Annotated in this window: 13 protein-coding genes; 2 read left to right on the forward strand and 11 right to left on the reverse strand. The window is 71.0% G+C overall.

Features of this window, described 5'->3' with window-relative positions:
• Positions 1-15: 15 nt before the first annotated feature.
• The 3 genes from P1Y20_RS01915 to rqcH all read right to left on the reverse strand — a co-directional run bounded on the left by P1Y20_RS01915 (position 16) and on the right by rqcH (position 4,001).
• A complete protein-coding gene (locus tag P1Y20_RS01915; protein WP_304446969.1) occupies positions 16-999 on the reverse strand; it encodes a DUF4013 domain-containing protein in 984 nt (327 codons plus the stop codon).
• A 36-nt stretch (positions 1,000-1,035) separates the two neighbouring features.
• Positions 1,036-1,731 (reverse strand): DUF4013 domain-containing protein, encoded by a 696-nt coding sequence (locus P1Y20_RS01920; protein WP_304446970.1) that lies wholly within the window; start codon positions 1,729-1,731, stop codon positions 1,036-1,038.
• A 143-nt stretch (positions 1,732-1,874) separates the two neighbouring features.
• Positions 1,875-4,001 carry a ribosome rescue protein RqcH gene (gene rqcH, locus P1Y20_RS01925; RefSeq protein WP_304446971.1) on the reverse strand — a complete coding sequence of 709 codons (2,127 nt, stop codon included), beginning with the start codon at positions 3,999-4,001 and terminating at the stop codon, positions 1,875-1,877.
• Positions 4,002-4,148: 147 nt separating this feature from the next.
• Here rqcH and P1Y20_RS01930 point away from each other — a divergent pair, with 147 nt between their 5' ends.
• Both P1Y20_RS01930 and P1Y20_RS01935 read left to right on the forward strand, forming a co-directional pair.
• Entirely contained in the window at positions 4,149-4,343 is a 195-nt protein-coding gene (locus P1Y20_RS01930) for a cold-shock protein (protein ID WP_304446972.1), read from the forward strand.
• 95 nt (positions 4,344-4,438) lie between these two features.
• Positions 4,439-5,065 (forward strand): MBL fold metallo-hydrolase, encoded by a 627-nt coding sequence (locus tag P1Y20_RS01935; protein WP_304446973.1) that lies wholly within the window; start codon positions 4,439-4,441, stop codon positions 5,063-5,065.
• On the opposite strand, the gene P1Y20_RS01940 is transcribed toward P1Y20_RS01935, so the two are convergent.
• The 8 genes from P1Y20_RS01940 to P1Y20_RS01975 all read right to left on the reverse strand — a co-directional run bounded on the left by P1Y20_RS01940 (position 5,058) and on the right by P1Y20_RS01975 (position 14,562).
• Positions 5,058-6,077: an NAD(P)/FAD-dependent oxidoreductase gene (locus tag P1Y20_RS01940; RefSeq protein ID WP_304446974.1), complete on the reverse strand. Its 1,020-nt coding sequence runs from the start codon at positions 6,075-6,077 to the stop codon at positions 5,058-5,060. The two genes, P1Y20_RS01935 and P1Y20_RS01940, sit on opposite strands and share 8 nt — an antisense overlap.
• Before the next feature lie 57 nt (positions 6,078-6,134).
• A complete protein-coding gene (locus P1Y20_RS01945; protein ID WP_304446975.1) occupies positions 6,135-6,638 on the reverse strand; it encodes an SHOCT domain-containing protein in 504 nt (167 codons plus the stop codon).
• A gap of 45 nt (positions 6,639-6,683) precedes the next feature.
• Entirely contained in the window at positions 6,684-7,388 is a 705-nt protein-coding gene (locus P1Y20_RS01950; protein WP_304446976.1) for an MBL fold metallo-hydrolase, read from the reverse strand.
• 62 nt (positions 7,389-7,450) lie between these two features.
• Positions 7,451-9,103, reverse strand: a complete 1,653-nt coding sequence (locus tag P1Y20_RS01955; protein ID WP_304446977.1) for a tRNA uridine(34) 5-carboxymethylaminomethyl modification radical SAM/GNAT enzyme Elp3 — start codon at positions 9,101-9,103, stop codon at positions 7,451-7,453.
• Positions 9,104-9,159: 56 nt separating this feature from the next.
• A complete protein-coding gene (locus P1Y20_RS01960; RefSeq protein ID WP_304446978.1) occupies positions 9,160-10,929 on the reverse strand; it encodes a DUF7289 family protein in 1,770 nt (589 codons plus the stop codon).
• A 123-nt stretch (positions 10,930-11,052) separates the two neighbouring features.
• Entirely contained in the window at positions 11,053-13,203 is a 2,151-nt protein-coding gene (locus tag P1Y20_RS01965; RefSeq protein WP_304446979.1) for a DHH family phosphoesterase, read from the reverse strand.
• Positions 13,203-13,925 (reverse strand): YIP1 family protein, encoded by a 723-nt coding sequence (locus P1Y20_RS01970; RefSeq protein WP_368662133.1) that lies wholly within the window; start codon positions 13,923-13,925, stop codon positions 13,203-13,205. The genes P1Y20_RS01965 and P1Y20_RS01970 overlap by 1 nt, the downstream gene beginning before the upstream one ends.
• A 58-nt stretch (positions 13,926-13,983) precedes the next feature.
• Positions 13,984-14,562, reverse strand: a complete 579-nt coding sequence (locus tag P1Y20_RS01975) for an NADPH-dependent FMN reductase (protein ID WP_304446980.1) — start codon at positions 14,560-14,562, stop codon at positions 13,984-13,986.
• Positions 14,563-14,610: the final 48 nt, after the last annotated feature.

A 14,610-nucleotide genomic window follows, 5' to 3' on the forward strand; every position in this document is an offset into this window, starting at 1 on the left:
GACGGCACCGGTCGGTCACTCACCGCGTCGCCTGCGGAACTCCTCCGCGGCGGGGTCGTCCTCGGCGACGTCGGACCCCACCTCGCTCGGGCGCGGGCGGGTCGCGCGCCAGTCGGCCTCCGCGGCGGCCCGCGCGGAGGCGGTGTCGTCGAGCGAGACGCGTTCCCCGCGCTCCGGCCGTTCGGCCGGTGTGTCGTCCCCGGACTCGGACCCGGAGGGCTCGTCGTAGCCGAGCGCGGCGCTCGCCGAGCGGGCGAGCAGGTAGCGCGCGGTGACGTTCAGGTGGAAGTGCAGCAGGACGCCGACGAGAAAGAAGAAGTAGAACGGGAGGGTGATGGGGACGAGGACGACGACGACGCCGGCGGCGATGGCCCAGCCGACGACGTAGTCCTCGCTGAACGTCGCGTCCACGACCGTCCGGAGGTCGAAGCCCGCGGAGACGCTCCCCTCGTGGGCGAACCGGACGGTCGCGGCCGGGACGAGGTAGGCGGCGACGACCAGCGCGAGCAGGCCGACGAGCAACGAGAGCGCCCCGACCGTGTCGACGAGCGGGGCGAACGGTTCGTTGACGGCGAGCGAACCGACGAGGGCCGCGAGGCCGACGAGGACGAGCCCGGGAAGGAGGTAGCCGAGGAGGACGGCCCACCCACCGAGCGCGTCGCGGGCGCGGACGAACGAGGTGGCGGGGGGTGCGACGGGGTCGGTCGCCCCGGCGACCGACCGGCCGACGGCCACGGCGTGCGAGCGGAAGGCGACTCGCGCGACCAGCGAGAGACCGAGGCCGAACGCGAGCACACCGCCGAGCGCCGCGAGCGAGGGGAGGTCACCGGACCCGTCGACCGTCGGCGTGGTGCCGGTCAGTTCGACCGCGAGGACGACGGCCGTCGTGAACCAGACGAGGTCGCCGACCGTCGCGACGAAGCGGAGGACGATGCCGAGGAGGTAGGCTCCGGCGGCGCGGCCGCCGGAGAGCGGGTAGAGCAGGGCGTCGCGGAACACGTCGGAAAAACGAAGTAGCGGGTGATAAACCCCCGCCTAGATAGCGGCTCTGCCGGCCGGTTCCTCGGGGGCGCGCTCCTCGCCGCGGGCGAGGGCGACGCCGCGTCCGTAGAGGTACGCCGTCACGACGCCGCCGTAGAAGCTCACCAGCGCCGCGCCGATGAAGCCGAGCAACGGGACGCCGAGGACGACGCCGTTGACGACGCCGGCGGCGACGCCCACGACGAGCGCGAGCAGCCACGCGACGGCGTACGTCCCGTTCGTGAGGACCGGGGTGAACGACCGGAACTCGAAGGCGCTCCCCAGGCGGTCCGTCTCGGCGAACCGGACGAGACCGACGGGGAAGACGTAGAGGAACGCGAGCCCGACGACCAGCGCGAGCAGGCCGACGAGCAGGCTCACGCCACCCGCGAGAATCGTGCCGAGACCCGACCCGGCGTTGACGCTCACTCCGCCGGCGACGGCCGCTATCGCCAGGATGGCCAGGGGAATGACGAAGTACACGACGCCGATGACGAACGCCTTCACGCCGTCCACCAGCAGGTCGGCCCACTCGTCGAAGGCCGGGGGGTCGCGGTCGGTCAGCGCCGCACGGAGCACCCGGACGGTGTAGCCCACGAGGAGGAAGACGGGCACGAGCAGGAAGCTGAACAGGGTCAGCGCGGTCCCGACGAGGAGGGTCTTCCCCACCTCGTCGCTGCGCTGGATGTAGGTGAGTGCTTCAGTTATCATTGGAATCACCGTTGTGACGCACCCGTCGGGCCAGTCCCGTCACTCCGGGGCGAAATCAACGCCACCGGTAGGACATTCGAGGAGATAAACAGCACTGCTCGACCGCCGGAAGGTCCGGTTTCCGGACCTGACGGACGTCCCGCTCAGTCGTCCGCGAGACGGCTCCCCCCCGGCGGGAGGAACTCCGCGATGCGGTCGGGACTCGCCACCTTGCGGACGAAGGAGGTGTCCGCGAAGCGCTCGCGGAACTCCCGGTAGAGGAGCTTTGCGGCGTCGTTCTGGGCGTACCGTCCCGGTTCGACGCGGATGCTCGTCGCCGCCCGCGGTTCGACGGCGCTCGGCGGGCCGCCGACGACCTGCGTCTGCGGTTCGCAGGTGATTCCGACGCTCACGCCGACGGGGGTGTCCTCGAAGTAGGTCCGCTCGCCGCGAATCACGAACGACCCCTTCTCGACGTACTCGCCGGACTCGGGGGTCTTCGACACCTGGTCGGGACCGACCATGTAGACGTCCGCTGCGTAGAGGCCCTCCTTCCACACGGAGGAGTAGGAGACGGCGAACTGGGCGGCCTCCTCCAGGCTCCGCTCGGGGAGGTCTCTCTCGCGGGTCGGCTCGCTCGGCTCGCTGGCCTTCAACAGCGTGACCGGCGCGCCCGGCGACTGGGTGTGGAAGAAGCGGTCGCCGCGCTCCATGTACTTCTTGACGAGTTCCTCGTTCTGGTCGGCGTTGCGCCCCCCGAGGACGAGGAAGCCGTCGCTCGTCCGGAACCAGCGAAAGCGTTCGTACCACTGCTCGTCGCGCCGGACGGGAATCGACCGCCGGGAGAGCCAGTCGACCTCCTCGTCCTCCCCCTCGCCCTCGCCGTCGTCCTCCTCGGGCGCCTCCCACTGCTCGCGGCGGCGCTTCACCGCCGCGAGTTGCTCGCGGGTGTCCTCGACGGCCTCCAGCGCGCCCTGCTTCTTCTCCTCGACGCGCTTGGCCTCCTGGTAGAGGCGGTCCGCGTTCTTCTCGACGCCCGTGGTCGCGTCGACGGTGACGCTCGTCCCGTCCAGGTCGAGCGTGACGCGGGCGTTCGCGCCGTCGACGTTCTCGACGGCCTCCGCGGCCTCGATACCCTGCTCGCGTCCCTCCGCGAACCGCGCCTCGATGTCGTCCCAGGGGACGTCCTCGGCGCGGGCCGACTGGACGGCGTCGAGCACCTCCGCGACGAGGTCGTAACGGGCGTACAGCGTCTCCGCCTTCTCGCGCTCGGCGTCGGCCTGCTCGTCGAAGTCCTCGATGGCACCCTCCTGCTGGGCGATGATGCGCTCGTACTTCGCCACCTCCTCGTCGAAGTCGGGGCGCGCGCTCTCGACGCCGCCGCCGTCGCCCGTCTCCGCCTCAAAGTGGTAGAAGTAGTCGTCGAGGGCGGCGTTGAAGTTGGGGAACTGTTCCACGTGCTGGCCCTCCCGGTCCTCCATCGCGAGGGGCGTCGCGTCGACGCGCACCGGGTCGGCGTCCTCGTCGCCGTCGTCGGGGTCGGCGTAGTAGACGCGGGGGTCGAACGCCCCGGTCCGGAGCGTCGTCTCCAGTCGCTCCGCGGCGTCGAACAGGCGCTCGTAGTCCGCCTCGGTCGCGTCGGCGATGTCCTTCGTCTTCTCGACGCCCGCTCTCGTGCACAGTTCCTCGGCCCAGAGGCCGCCGAAGTTGAGCTGGGTGGCGAGCGTCCGCACGACGTCGGTGTCGGAGTCCTCCATGCGTTCGACGAACCCCTCGAAGGGGACGTCGAAGGGGTCCAGCCGTGCGGAGGGGTACTCGTAGAGCGCGCCGGGGGCGACGGTGCGCGACTTCAGACGAATCGTCTCCAGACAGCCCATCACCTCCCTGTTCTCGTCGAGGACGGCGATGTTGCCGTCACCGAACAGTTCCGCGACGACGTAGGTGTCGCCGTCCTCGCGCTCGAAGTGGAAGGTGAGGATGCGGTCGAAGCCGAACTGTTCGACGCCGGCGAAGTCCGCCCCGGAGACGCGGTTCCTGAGCATCATCGCGAAGTTCGGCGGGCGTCCCGGGGCGTCGGGGACGCGCTCGGGGGCCGAGAGGTGCGCGCGCTTCACGTCGTCGCTCACCTCGACGAGCAGTTCGAGGCGTCCCTCGTCGTAATCGCGCAACTTGAGCCGCAGGAGGTCCTCCCCGTAGAGGTAGGCCTTGTCGACCTTCGCGCCCTCGTACGCCCCCAACTCCGTGACGAGGGCCGCGCAGTCGACGCTCGTGAGCTCTCGCTTTCGCTCCATACCCCTCCCTGCACGGGGGACGCGAAAAGGCGTGTCGTTCTCCGCGGTCGCACCCGTCGACGTGACGCTCTCGACGGTGTCAGCGTCTCGCGCGACGATATCCGGTCCGCAACTGTTATGAGTCCTCGCGGGGGAGAGTCGGACGTAATGGCAACTGGTACGGTCGCCTTCTTCAACGACACGGGCGGCTACGGTTTCATCGAGAGCGACGACGCGGACGAGGACGTGTTCTTCCACATGGAGGACGTCGGTGGCCCCGACCTGGAAGAGGGTCAGGAGGTCGAATTCGACATCGAACAGGCGGACAAGGGTCCGCGCGCGAAGAACCTGCAGCGCCTGTAAGGCGCCCGCAGCACCGAACGAACGACGCTTTCTTTCGAGACGACGCGAGCACGCGGCCGAAGGCCTTAGCGCCCCGCCCGCGAAGAACCGCGGGTATGCCGACCGAACTCGTCCCCGACGTGTACGACCTCACGCTCCGGACCCGCGGCGCGGCGCGCTACCGCGCGTTCCTCGTCGACGGCGACACACCGACGCTGTTCGACTGTGGCTTTCCCGATACGACCGACGTCCTCAGAGAGGAGGTAGACGCCACCGGCGTGACGCCCGAACGTCTCGTCGTCACACACGCCGACGGCGACCACGTCGGCGGCCTCGAGGCCGTCGTCGAGGCGTACGGCGCGGAGACGTACCTCCCCGAGGGGGGTTCGTCCGACGTCGACGGCGTCGACCACCGCTACGGGGACGGCGACCGCATCGGCGAGTTCGTCGCCGTCGCCACGCCCGGCCACCGCGACGACCACCACGCCCTCGTCGACGAGGGGCGCTCGCTGGCCGTCCTCGGCGACGCGGTTAGCGGGTCGGACCAGCGCGGCATCCCGCCGGGGTACTTCGTCCTCCCGCCGGCCGTCTACTCGGAGGACCTCCACGAGGCGGAGGCGTCGCTCGAACGCCTGCTCGACTACGACTTCGACGCCGCGCTCCTGTATCACGGCTCGTCGGTGCTCGAGGACGCGAGCGAGAGACTCCGCGCGTTCGTCGAGTTCGTCGGCCGGCCTACCTGAGGCGTTCGCCCACGTCGAGGCCGCAGGCGAGCGCCCGGCCGACGCGCCCCTCGCCCACGACCCAGTCCCCGGCGACGTACAGGCCGTGGCCCGCACAGCGCCGGTGGGCGTCGCCCTCGAGACCGCCCTCGGGGAGCGCGTAGCGCCACCCCTGGCGGTCGGTCCAGTCGGGGGTGGCGAGGCGTTCGTCACCGAGGAGGGCGGTGACGACGTCGGCGACGTCCTCTTTGACGACCTCAGGGTCGTCGTCGTACCGCTCGCGCGACCACTCGGGGGCCATCTGCGCGACGAGCAGCGACTCGCCGGCCGGCACGTGGCCGGGCTTGCACTCCTCGCGCGAGAGCCACCCGAGGTCGTGTTCCTTGTCCGTGTTGACCAGCGCGTACCACGGCCGGTCGAGTTCGAAGTCGTAGTGCAGGAGGACGCTGTAGACGGTCCGGTAGTCGACGGCCTCGACCGCCTCGCGGAGTTCGTTCCGGAGGTCGTGGTCCCACGCCGTCGCGTCGAGCAACGCCGCCGTCTGCGGGGCCGGCGGCGTGAGGACGAGGCGGTCGAACGTCCCGAGGTCGGCGCCGTCGACGTCGGCCAGCGTCCACCCCTCCCCCTCGCGCTCGATTGCCCCCACACGGGTCTCCAGTTCGACGGTCGCGTCGGTGTGTGCGAACAGACGTTTCGCCAGCTGGGTGATGCCCGCCTCGTAGGTCCACTTGTGCTCGTCGCTCTCGCGGCCCTCCTCGATGGTCCCCGAGGCGTCGAACGTCCAGACGGGTTCCTCGACGTCGACGAGGCCGTCGGTCCCGAGCGTCGAGCCGACGAGGTCGGTCACACGGTCCTCGTTCGCCTTGACGTAGTTCGCCCCGTGGTCGTACCGGCAGCCGTGTTTCCGACGGGTCGCGGCCCGCCCGCCCACGCCCCGGGACTTCTCGAAGACGGTGACGGTGGCGTCCGCCTCGCGCAACGCGTAGGCGACACCGGCGCCCGCGGCACCCGCGCCGACGATGGCGATGTCCATACCGTTACGAGGGACGCACCGAGCAAAAACCCCCGTCCGGCGGACGGCGTCGGCGAGTCACTCGGACTCGCGCTCCCGTTCGGCTTCGCGCTCGCGCTCGCGCTTCAGGCGACGCGCACGGTCGTCCTCGGCGTTCTCCAGCGTGTCGGTCGAGAGCAGGCGGTCGAGCTTCCGCTCGAACTGGGCGTCGGTGAGTTCGCCGGCCGCGTAGCGCCGCCGGAGCGTCTCGAGCGGCGTCTCGTCGTCCGGTACTGAGGCGTCCCGCGTCGACGCGTCGACGTGGTCCTCGTCGGTGCGCTCGTCGCCGCGTCCCGTGCCGAACCAGTCGCCGACGCCTCCCCACCAGTCAGTGTCCTCCTCGTCCCACCACTCTGCTCGGTCCTCCTCGTCGCCGAACAGCATCGCGACGATGGGGATTACGACGACGTAGCCGACGATGAGCGCGGCGAGCCACCACTCCTGGCCCGTGAAGAGGCCGGCGAGCCACAGCCCCGTCACCAGCGTCGTGGCGACGCCCGTCGCGTTCTCGCGGAGGCGCGCCAGTGGCCCGTCGTCGTCCATACCTCGGGATACTCCGCCGCCGGGATAAAACCGTTCGCAGTGCCCTCACGCCAGCCCCGCGGCGAACGCCCGGAGACGCTCCCCGCCGCCCCGGACGAACGGGACGCCGTGCCCCACGCAGACGACGTCGAAGGGGGCGGCGCGCGCGACGAGCGCGCGGACGCTCGCGCGCATCGCCGCGCGGTCGTAGGAGTCGCCCCAGAAGGGGAGTTCGAGGGCGCCGTCGGTCTCCCACAGCAGGTCGCCGACGAAGCCGACGCCCGCTTCGTGGACGTACGCCGTGTGTCCGGGGTTGTGTCCCGGCGTGTGGTGGGCCGTGAACCCGCCGATGCGGTCGCCGTCCTCGACGGGCGTGAGCGCCACGTCGCGCAGGTCGAACGCCTCGCGGGCGAGGCGGTGGAACGCCCCCTTGTGGTGGAACCACGGCGGGTCGGTATCGCCGCGGACCAGCGCGACGTCCGCCGCGCCGAGGTACACCTCGGCGTCGAAGCGCGGGCCGCCCAGCCGACGCGCGAGCGCCGTCAGCCCGCCGACGTGGTCGAGGTCGTAGTGCGTCAGGAGCACGCGGTCGACGTCCGCGGGGTCGTAGCCGGCGGCGGCGAGTTCCCCGCGCAGCGACCGGCGGTTGGCCGGCATCCCGGTGTCGACGAGCGTCACCGTCCCCCCGTCGTCGACGACGTAGGCGTTGACGACGAACGGCTCGACCCAGCCCAGCTGGAGGCGGTGGACGTCCCCCCTGACTCGTTCCATAGTCGAGAGAAGCGCCCCGGAGGGAAAAGGAAGTCCGCGACCGCCGTCGAGTAGGGTGACGGTCAGTCCAGGCGCGTGCTCACGTACGGGCCGTCCTGGACGTAGCCGAGCTTCTCGCGGTAGTACTGCCGGACGCCGATGCCGGAGATGACGGCGAGTTTCCCGTAGCCCGCGTCGGCGGCCCGCCGCTCGGCCTCCCGGAGCAGTCGTCGGCCGAACCCCTTGTGCTGGAACCCGTCGTCGGAGTCGAGACCGACGCCGACCTCGTTCCCGTAGACGTGGAGTTCGCGCACGAGCGCGGCGTCCGCGAGTTCCCGCCGGACCGGGTCGTTCGGGAACCGCAGGCGACAGAACCCGACGAGGAGGTCGTTGTCGGGGTCCTCGAAGGAGATGAACTGCTCGGTGCCGCCGCAGACCTCGTAGGTGAGGGTGTCGAGTTCGACCGACTCCGGTTCGGCGTCGTTCATGCCGACCTCCCGACACCGGATGCAGTCGCACGTCCAGCCGTGCTCCTCCATGCGCTCGCGCGCCAGTTGCCGGAGGTTCGACTTCCACACCCCGGCGTCGATGAAGTCCGCGGGGATGTCGCGCTGGACGCGCTGGAGGCGCGTGTACGTCGGTATCATCGACTTCACCTCCGCGACCAGCTCCGCGGCCTCCTCGTTCGTCAGCGGGTCGTACTCGCCGGTGTGCCACATGTCGTAGGTGCGCGTCCCGCGGACGACGAGCGTCGGGTATATCTTCAGGTAGTCGGGCCGCCAGTCGGTGTTCTCGAACAGCTCGCGGAAGTCCTCCAGACACATGTCGAGGGACATGCCGGGCTGGCCGGGCATCATGTGGAAGCCGACCTTGAACCCCGCGTCGCGCAGGCGGCGGTTGGCGTCGATGGACGCCTGGATGCCGTGGCCGCGGTGCATCTCGCGGTTGATGCGCTCGTAGGTGGTCTGGACGCCGAGTTCGACCTTCGTCCCGCCGAGGTCGAGCATCCGGTGTATCTGCTCGGGGTCGCACCAGTCGGGCTTCGTCTCGAAGGTCGTCCCGATGTTGCGCACGTCCGCCGTCTCGTTCTCGGCGACGACGTCCTCCAGGTAGCGGAAGTCGACGTCCTCGGGGGCCTGTGCGAAGCTCTCGCCCTCGGCGGGTTCGGGCTCCTTCGTCACGTCGTAGTCGTTCATCGCCTCCAGCGCGCGCTTGACGAACCACTCCTGGTAGTCGTGGCTCCGCGCCGTCATCGTCCCGCCCATCAGGATGAGTTCGACCTTGTCGACGGGGTGGCCGATCTCCCGGAGCTGTTCGAGGCGCAGCGTCACCTGCCCGTAGGGGTCGTAGTCGTTCTGGACGCCGCGGGCGGCGGCGGGTTCGTGGCCCGTGTAGCTCTGCGACGAGGTGAACTCGCTGGCCGGCCCGCCGGGGCAGTAGAGACACTTCCCGTGGGGGCACATGTGCGGACTGGTCATGATGGCCACCGGCGAGACGCCCGAGGCGGTCCGGACCGGTTTGCGCCGGAGGACGGGTTCGAGTTCGTCTCTGTGTTCCTCGCCCGCGAAGTCGAGGAGCTCGGAGTTCTTCGGCACCTTCGGTGCGGAGTGCTCCGAACACGCCTCCAGTTTCGCCCGTTCGAGCCCCTCGCGGTCGACCTCGCCGTCGAGGATACGCCGGACGAGCGCCTCACAGGTGCGCTCGAACGCGTCCGTCTCGGTCGGCTGGGTGCTCATTCGTTGCCGATGGGAGGGCGGCGACCGACAAGAGTCTGCGGTTTCGCCGCGTGTGACTACGAGACGGTCATCCGGTTGCGGGTCACGTGGAGGTAACGTATCGCGTCCTCTTCGTCGTCCGTCGGCAGGCTATCGGTCTCGGTCAGTGCGCGGTCGTAGTGGACCGCCCCACCCTGTTCGATGGTGGTCTGGCCCGCCACGATACCCCCGTACACCTCCGCGTGGCGCAGCGCGACGCTCGATTCGCCGACCGGCCCCGCGGGTGCGTACACCACACCCGTGAAGCGAGGGACCCCGCCCTGCGAGCCGTCGAAGCGCACGTTGGTCCGGGAGGTCCCGTAGAGCCAGAACCCGGACGCCCGGTCGCCCTCGACGGTCACCTGCGGCCCCGCCCCGCCCTCTCTCTCGACCAGGACGTGCGCCGGCGCGTTCGGGTCGGTCCAGTTCCAGCCGTCGGTCGGCGTCCCGTCGGTGGCGTGGGCGCTCCCCGTGTACACGCGCGCGCTCCCCGGCCCCTCGACGGCTATCTCGGCGTCCCCCGAGAGGTGAACCGAGTCCCGGACGGCGAGCGTGACGTCGCCGTCGGTCGTATCGAGCGTCAGGCGGTCGCCGCTCGACAGCGTGAGGTCGGTGAGCGCGTACCGACCCGCGTCGAGCGTCGCCGACCCGTCGACGAGTCGCTCGCCGTCGATGGCGTCGGTGTCGCCGTTGTCGTTGTACCCCGCGTGGTAGGCGCGGTCGACCGCCGACTCGACCTGCCCGTCGATGCTCTCGACGGTCTCGACGCCGTCTATCCGCTCGCCGCCGTCGTACCCGCCGTCGTGTTTGAGGTCGGAGTCGTCCGTCCAGTACACGTCGCCGTCGACGCCAGCCGCGTTGCTCCTGATTTCGAGGTCGCCGCCCGAGCGGACGTCCCCGCGGACGTGGGCGTTTCCGCGGACGTCCGCGTCGCCGGCCACGCGGACGTCCCCGCCGTTCCGTTTGCTGTCGTCGTACGCCCCGACACGGGAGTCGTAGGCGTCCGTCTTGGCGCCGTTGCCGGCGATGACGAAGTCGCCGTTGCGGGCCGTCGAACGGACCGCGTCCCCGACCGGCGGGCGCGTCTCGGGCGCCACGAGCGTCACGGTCGCGGTTCGCGCGTCGTCGTCGACGCTCGTCTGTCCCTCCGTCCGCTCGTCGAAGTAGCGGTCCCAGCCGCGGTAGTAGTCGCTCCGGACGGTCACCTCGACGGTCGCGCCGTCGAGGGGGTTCGCCCCGGCGAGCGAGACGCGTTCGGTCGCCTCCCGGCGGACGGTCAGCGTCCCGTCCCCGTCGTCGTCCCCCTCGACGGTGAGTATCGGGAGCGTGAGGGTGTCGTCCCGGTAGTGGAACTCGGGGGAGGACACCAATGTCGTCCCGCCGTCCTGGGCCCGCCAGACCCCCCCACCCTGGTAGGCGACGACGGTGTCGCCCTCGCTGTAGGTCACCGCGCCGAGCGTCTCGTTGACCACCTGCCGCTCCCCGTCCTCGTCGGTCACCGTCACGCGTAGCCACCCCGCGTCCTCCGCGACGGCCACGTCGCCGTCGGCCCCTCCGAGCCCGGTGTCGACACGCGCGACGTCGTCGTCGCCGAGTGCGACGCCGCTCGCACGCGCGTCGAACTGCGAGAACGCGTTCTCCGCCTGGCCGAGCGACGCGCGCTCCTCGACTTCCGTGAGCGCCCCCGCACCCAGGAACAGCACCGACGCGATGCCGAGCATCGAGAGACCCACCACCAGGACGAACCCCACGACCGCCGACTGCCCGCGCGCTTCCCCGTCCGTCACCCGCCCTCGGTTCGCTCGCATCACCATCCGCTCGGGACACCGGACGGTTAGCTACCCGTCGGATAACGTGAGTGTAACGAACAGTTGAACGTGGGAGAAGGCGGTTAACGGGCGATTACCGCGTGTACGGGGGTGACCGAACGGTTACGCCGTCCGCGCGATGGCGTCGACGACGGCGTCGACGACGGCGTCGCGCTCGCCGGCGACGAACTCGATGCGGTTGCGCCCGCCGCGGGCGGCGACCCCGGCGTCGTCGACCTCCTCGGCGACGGCCTCGGCGACCGCGCGCACGTCGATGTCGAACGTGCTCCGGAGGTGCAGTTCGTCGGTCCCGACGCCGAGGGTGACGAACGAGCCGTCGCGGTTGCGCCGGTGGACCGCGTCGAGCAGGACGTCCGTCGAGGGGAAGTCGAAGCGGTGGGTGTAGGCGTCGGTGTCGAGGACGGCGAACGCGATACCGCCCTCCGAGCGCCGTTCGAGGTTCGCCTCGGCGGTCTCGACTTCCGACGTGAGCTTCTCGCGGAACTGCTCGCTCACCTGCTCGACGAGGCGCTCGTTCGCCTCGGCCTCGAACAGCAGGTCGATGACGAGTTCGCGCTTGTCCTGGTAGGACTGGTAGTACGCCTCGAGGGCGATGGCCTCCTGGAGGCGCTCGATGTCCTTCGTCCGGTAGCCGGCGTCGCCCGCGAGGTCGAGGTACGACTCGGGGGTGTCCTCCCAGAAGCTCGCGGCGGGGAGGTGACGCAGGTCGTCCGCGACGGACTCGTTGACGTGCTGGGCGACGGCGACGGCGAGCGCGGTGGCGCTCGTGTCGGCGTCGCTCCCCGCGAACGCGGGGTTGACGAGCGTCGAGACGGCGTCGGCCACCTCCTCGTCGGCCGCGCTGCCGTCGATGACGACGCGCTCGACGTCGTACACCGAGAGGAGGTCGAACCCGTCGAGGGAGTCGCGGGTCGCGCCGGCCGCGGCGAAGACGACGAGGGGGAGTTCCTCGCCGTGACGCTCGCGGTTCGAGAGCATCATCGTCGCGTCCTTCGTCGCGTCGTCCATGTCGTAGACGCCGTCCTCGAGCGGGCGGCGGTCGAAGTAGTGGTACGGCGCGTCGGTGTTGCTGTACTCCTCGCGGACCAGCGGGAGGACGGCGCGCTCGATGGCCGCGCCGGCGAGGTAGCCGTCGACCGTCGCGTCGTGGCGCACGACGACCGGGCGCCCCTGGATGACCGCGCGGCGGATGGCCGTCGCGGCGTCGCGCACGTCGTCGAGCGCCGCCTCGACGGCGTCGTCGGCCGCGAGGGGGTCGAGGTCCGTGGGGCGCGCGCGCTCGTCCAGCGCGTCGGCCATGCGACCGGTGACGGCCGCCGCGTCCTCGCCGTCGAGGACCGACAGCGTCTCCGTCTCCACCTGGAGTTCGCCGCGGCGACGGCGCACCTCGCCGTCGAGGCGGACGAGGTCACCGCGTTCGACGTCGGGGTAGGCGCGCACGCCGGCCTCCTCGAACGCCGCGCAGTCGACCGCGCCGGTCTCGTCCTGGAGTTCGAACACCGTCGGACCGCTCGTCTGGCGGACGCTCGCGATGCGCCCCTCCAGCCCGACGTCCTCGCCGACGTGGTCGTCGAGGTCGGCGACGGCCACGCGCGGCAGGTCGGCGTCGACATTGGCGTCGGCGTCGACATTGGCGTCGGTGTCGGTGTCGGTGTCGTCGGTCACCTCGGTCGCGGCGGCCGCGCCACCGCCGGCGACGGCGGCAGCGGGCCCCGCGTTCGAGTCCGAATCCACGCGCTCGCTCTCGCTCCCGCCGTCGGAGGTCGGCTCCGCGTCGTCGCCGCTCTCCGCGTCGTCTTCGCCCGCCGAATCGGGTTCCGGCGTCCGGACGGTCGGCGTCGAGTCCTCCTCGTCCTCGTCGTCGTCCTCGGGGAGGAACGTCGAGGGGTCGGCGCTCGGGTCGTGGACGAGCGCGCCGCGGAACTCGCGGTCGGCCTGCCGGATGGACCAGCCGAGGTCGACGTTGCCGTTGTCGCGCACGTTCTTCACGCGCACGTAGACGGGGTCGCCCACGTCCCAGGCGAGGCTCTCCAGCCGGCGGGTCAGTTCGCTGCGGTGGAGCAGGCCCGTGACGCTGTCGCCGATGTTGACGAACACGCCGAAGTCGGCGTAGCCGTCGACGCTCCCGCGGTAGAAGCGACCGGGGACGAGCTGGTTCGGGTGGTTGCCTCGGAACTCGAAGACGACGTCCTCTTGGTGGCTCTCACAGATGCGGCCATCGACGGAGGTGCCGCAGATGATACAGGTACCCATTACTCGAAGCTATCTGTCGGGGTTGAAACGGTTGTCGGAATCGACCGCTCAGTACGCCCCCCTCGCGACCCGACCAGCGCCACGCTACCTGTCAGCGGTCCCGCCGCTTCGGGGTCGGCCGGTCCGACCAGGTCGAGGCCGGTGAGCGTCTCGACGGCCGTCACGCCGCCGTAGGCGAGGCCGAAGACGAACAGCGCCGGGAGCGCGCCGACGAGCGCCGCCCGCGCGAGCGACACGTCGTGGACGACCGACAGCCCGAGGACGAACAGGAGGACGCCGTAGCCGGCCGCGAGCAGGCGGAGCGCGGGCACCGGCGCGCCCGAGAGCGCGCACGGCGCCGTCGCGTAGGCGGCGACCTGGACGGTCTGGCTGATGCCGGCGCGCTCGGGGACGAACGCCGCGAGCAGGACGGTCTGGACCGCCGCCGTGAGGTGGAGCGCGAGCGGTGCAACCACGAGCGCCACCACCAGGAGGACGAACGCCGCCGAGGCGAGCGGGCGGCCACCGATGGTCGGCACCGCACTCGGGTCGAGCGCGAAGCGGCCCGCGAGGTGACAGAGCGCCACCGCGACGGCGAAGACGAGGCCAGGTGCCTGGTCGCCGGGGGCGATGCCGCGCTCGAAGAACGCCCGGGGGCGGGTGAGGACCGCCACCCACGCGCGGACCAGGCCGCCGACCCCGCGCTCGCGCCCGCCCTCGACCGACTCGACCCACTGCGTCACGGGCGGAGCGCGGGGGGTCGGTTCGCGTGGTGAGCGCGCGCCCGCGGGGTCAGTCGCATCAGTCGTCGCCCCCGACGTTCTCGATGCTCTCGACGGTGTTCGGGTCGGGTTCGATGTGGGCGTACTCGACGAGGCGGCGCCCGAGCGTCCCGACGCGCTCCTCTATCTTCTCGTCGAGGAAGGCGTCGCCGTCGAACTGCGAGCGCGCGCTCGGGATGGCCGCCTGGTGGGGGATGACCCACGCGTTCAGCGCGCGACAGACCGACCGGAGGTGTTCGAGCGTCGTGACGGGGAACGCGCCGCCGCCGACGGCGAGCAGGCCGACCGTGGTGTGCTCGAAGTGGTCGAACCCGCAGTAGTCGAGGGCGTTCTTCAGCGCGCCCGTGTACGAGCCGTGGTAGACCGGCGAGCCGAGGATGACGCTGTCGGCGGCCGTCACCCGCTCGCGCAGTTCGTCGGCGTCGCCCGCGTCGCGGTCGTCCGGGTCGAAGACCGGGAGGTCCAGGTCACGGAGGTCGACGTGGTCGGTGCTCGCGCCGAGGTCCGCCGCGACCGACAGCGCGTGGTCGAGCGCGATGCGGGTGAAACTCGCGTCGCGGAGGCTCCCGCAGATGGCCACGACGTGCGTGTCGTTCATGGTGGAGAGTGTCGCCTGCGGGGCAAAACGACTGCGAATCGCGTTCCG

The sequence above is a fragment of the Halomarina ordinaria genome, from assembly GCF_030553305.1.
GTDB lineage: Archaea > Halobacteriota > Halobacteria > Halobacteriales > Haloarculaceae > Halomarina > Halomarina ordinaria.

Excerpts from the sequence above, each read along its gene's own strand:
- P1Y20_RS01935 (WP_304446973.1), top strand. The coding sequence starts at position 4,439 with ATGCCGACCGAACTCGTCCCCGACGTGTACGACCTCACGCTCCGGACC.
- P1Y20_RS01965 (WP_304446979.1), bottom strand. The coding sequence starts at position 13,203 with ATGGGTACCTGTATCATCTGCGGCACCTCCGTCGATGGCCGCATCTGT.
- P1Y20_RS01930 (WP_304446972.1), top strand. The coding sequence starts at position 4,149 with ATGGCAACTGGTACGGTCGCCTTCTTCAACGACACGGGCGGCTACGGT.
- P1Y20_RS01975 (WP_304446980.1), bottom strand. The coding sequence starts at position 14,562 with ATGAACGACACGCACGTCGTGGCCATCTGCGGGAGCCTCCGCGACGCG.
- rqcH (WP_304446971.1), bottom strand. The coding sequence starts at position 4,001 with ATGGAGCGAAAGCGAGAGCTCACGAGCGTCGACTGCGCGGCCCTCGTC.
- P1Y20_RS01940 (WP_304446974.1), bottom strand. The coding sequence starts at position 6,077 with ATGGACATCGCCATCGTCGGCGCGGGTGCCGCGGGCGCCGGTGTCGCC.
- P1Y20_RS01960 (WP_304446978.1), bottom strand. The coding sequence starts at position 10,929 with ATGCGAGCGAACCGAGGGCGGGTGACGGACGGGGAAGCGCGCGGGCAG.
- P1Y20_RS01950 (WP_304446976.1), bottom strand. The coding sequence starts at position 7,388 with ATGGAACGAGTCAGGGGGGACGTCCACCGCCTCCAGCTGGGCTGGGTC.
- P1Y20_RS01945 (WP_304446975.1), bottom strand. The coding sequence starts at position 6,638 with ATGGACGACGACGGGCCACTGGCGCGCCTCCGCGAGAACGCGACGGGC.
- P1Y20_RS01955 (WP_304446977.1), bottom strand. The coding sequence starts at position 9,103 with ATGAGCACCCAGCCGACCGAGACGGACGCGTTCGAGCGCACCTGTGAG.
- P1Y20_RS01920 (WP_304446970.1), bottom strand. The coding sequence starts at position 1,731 with ATGATAACTGAAGCACTCACCTACATCCAGCGCAGCGACGAGGTGGGG.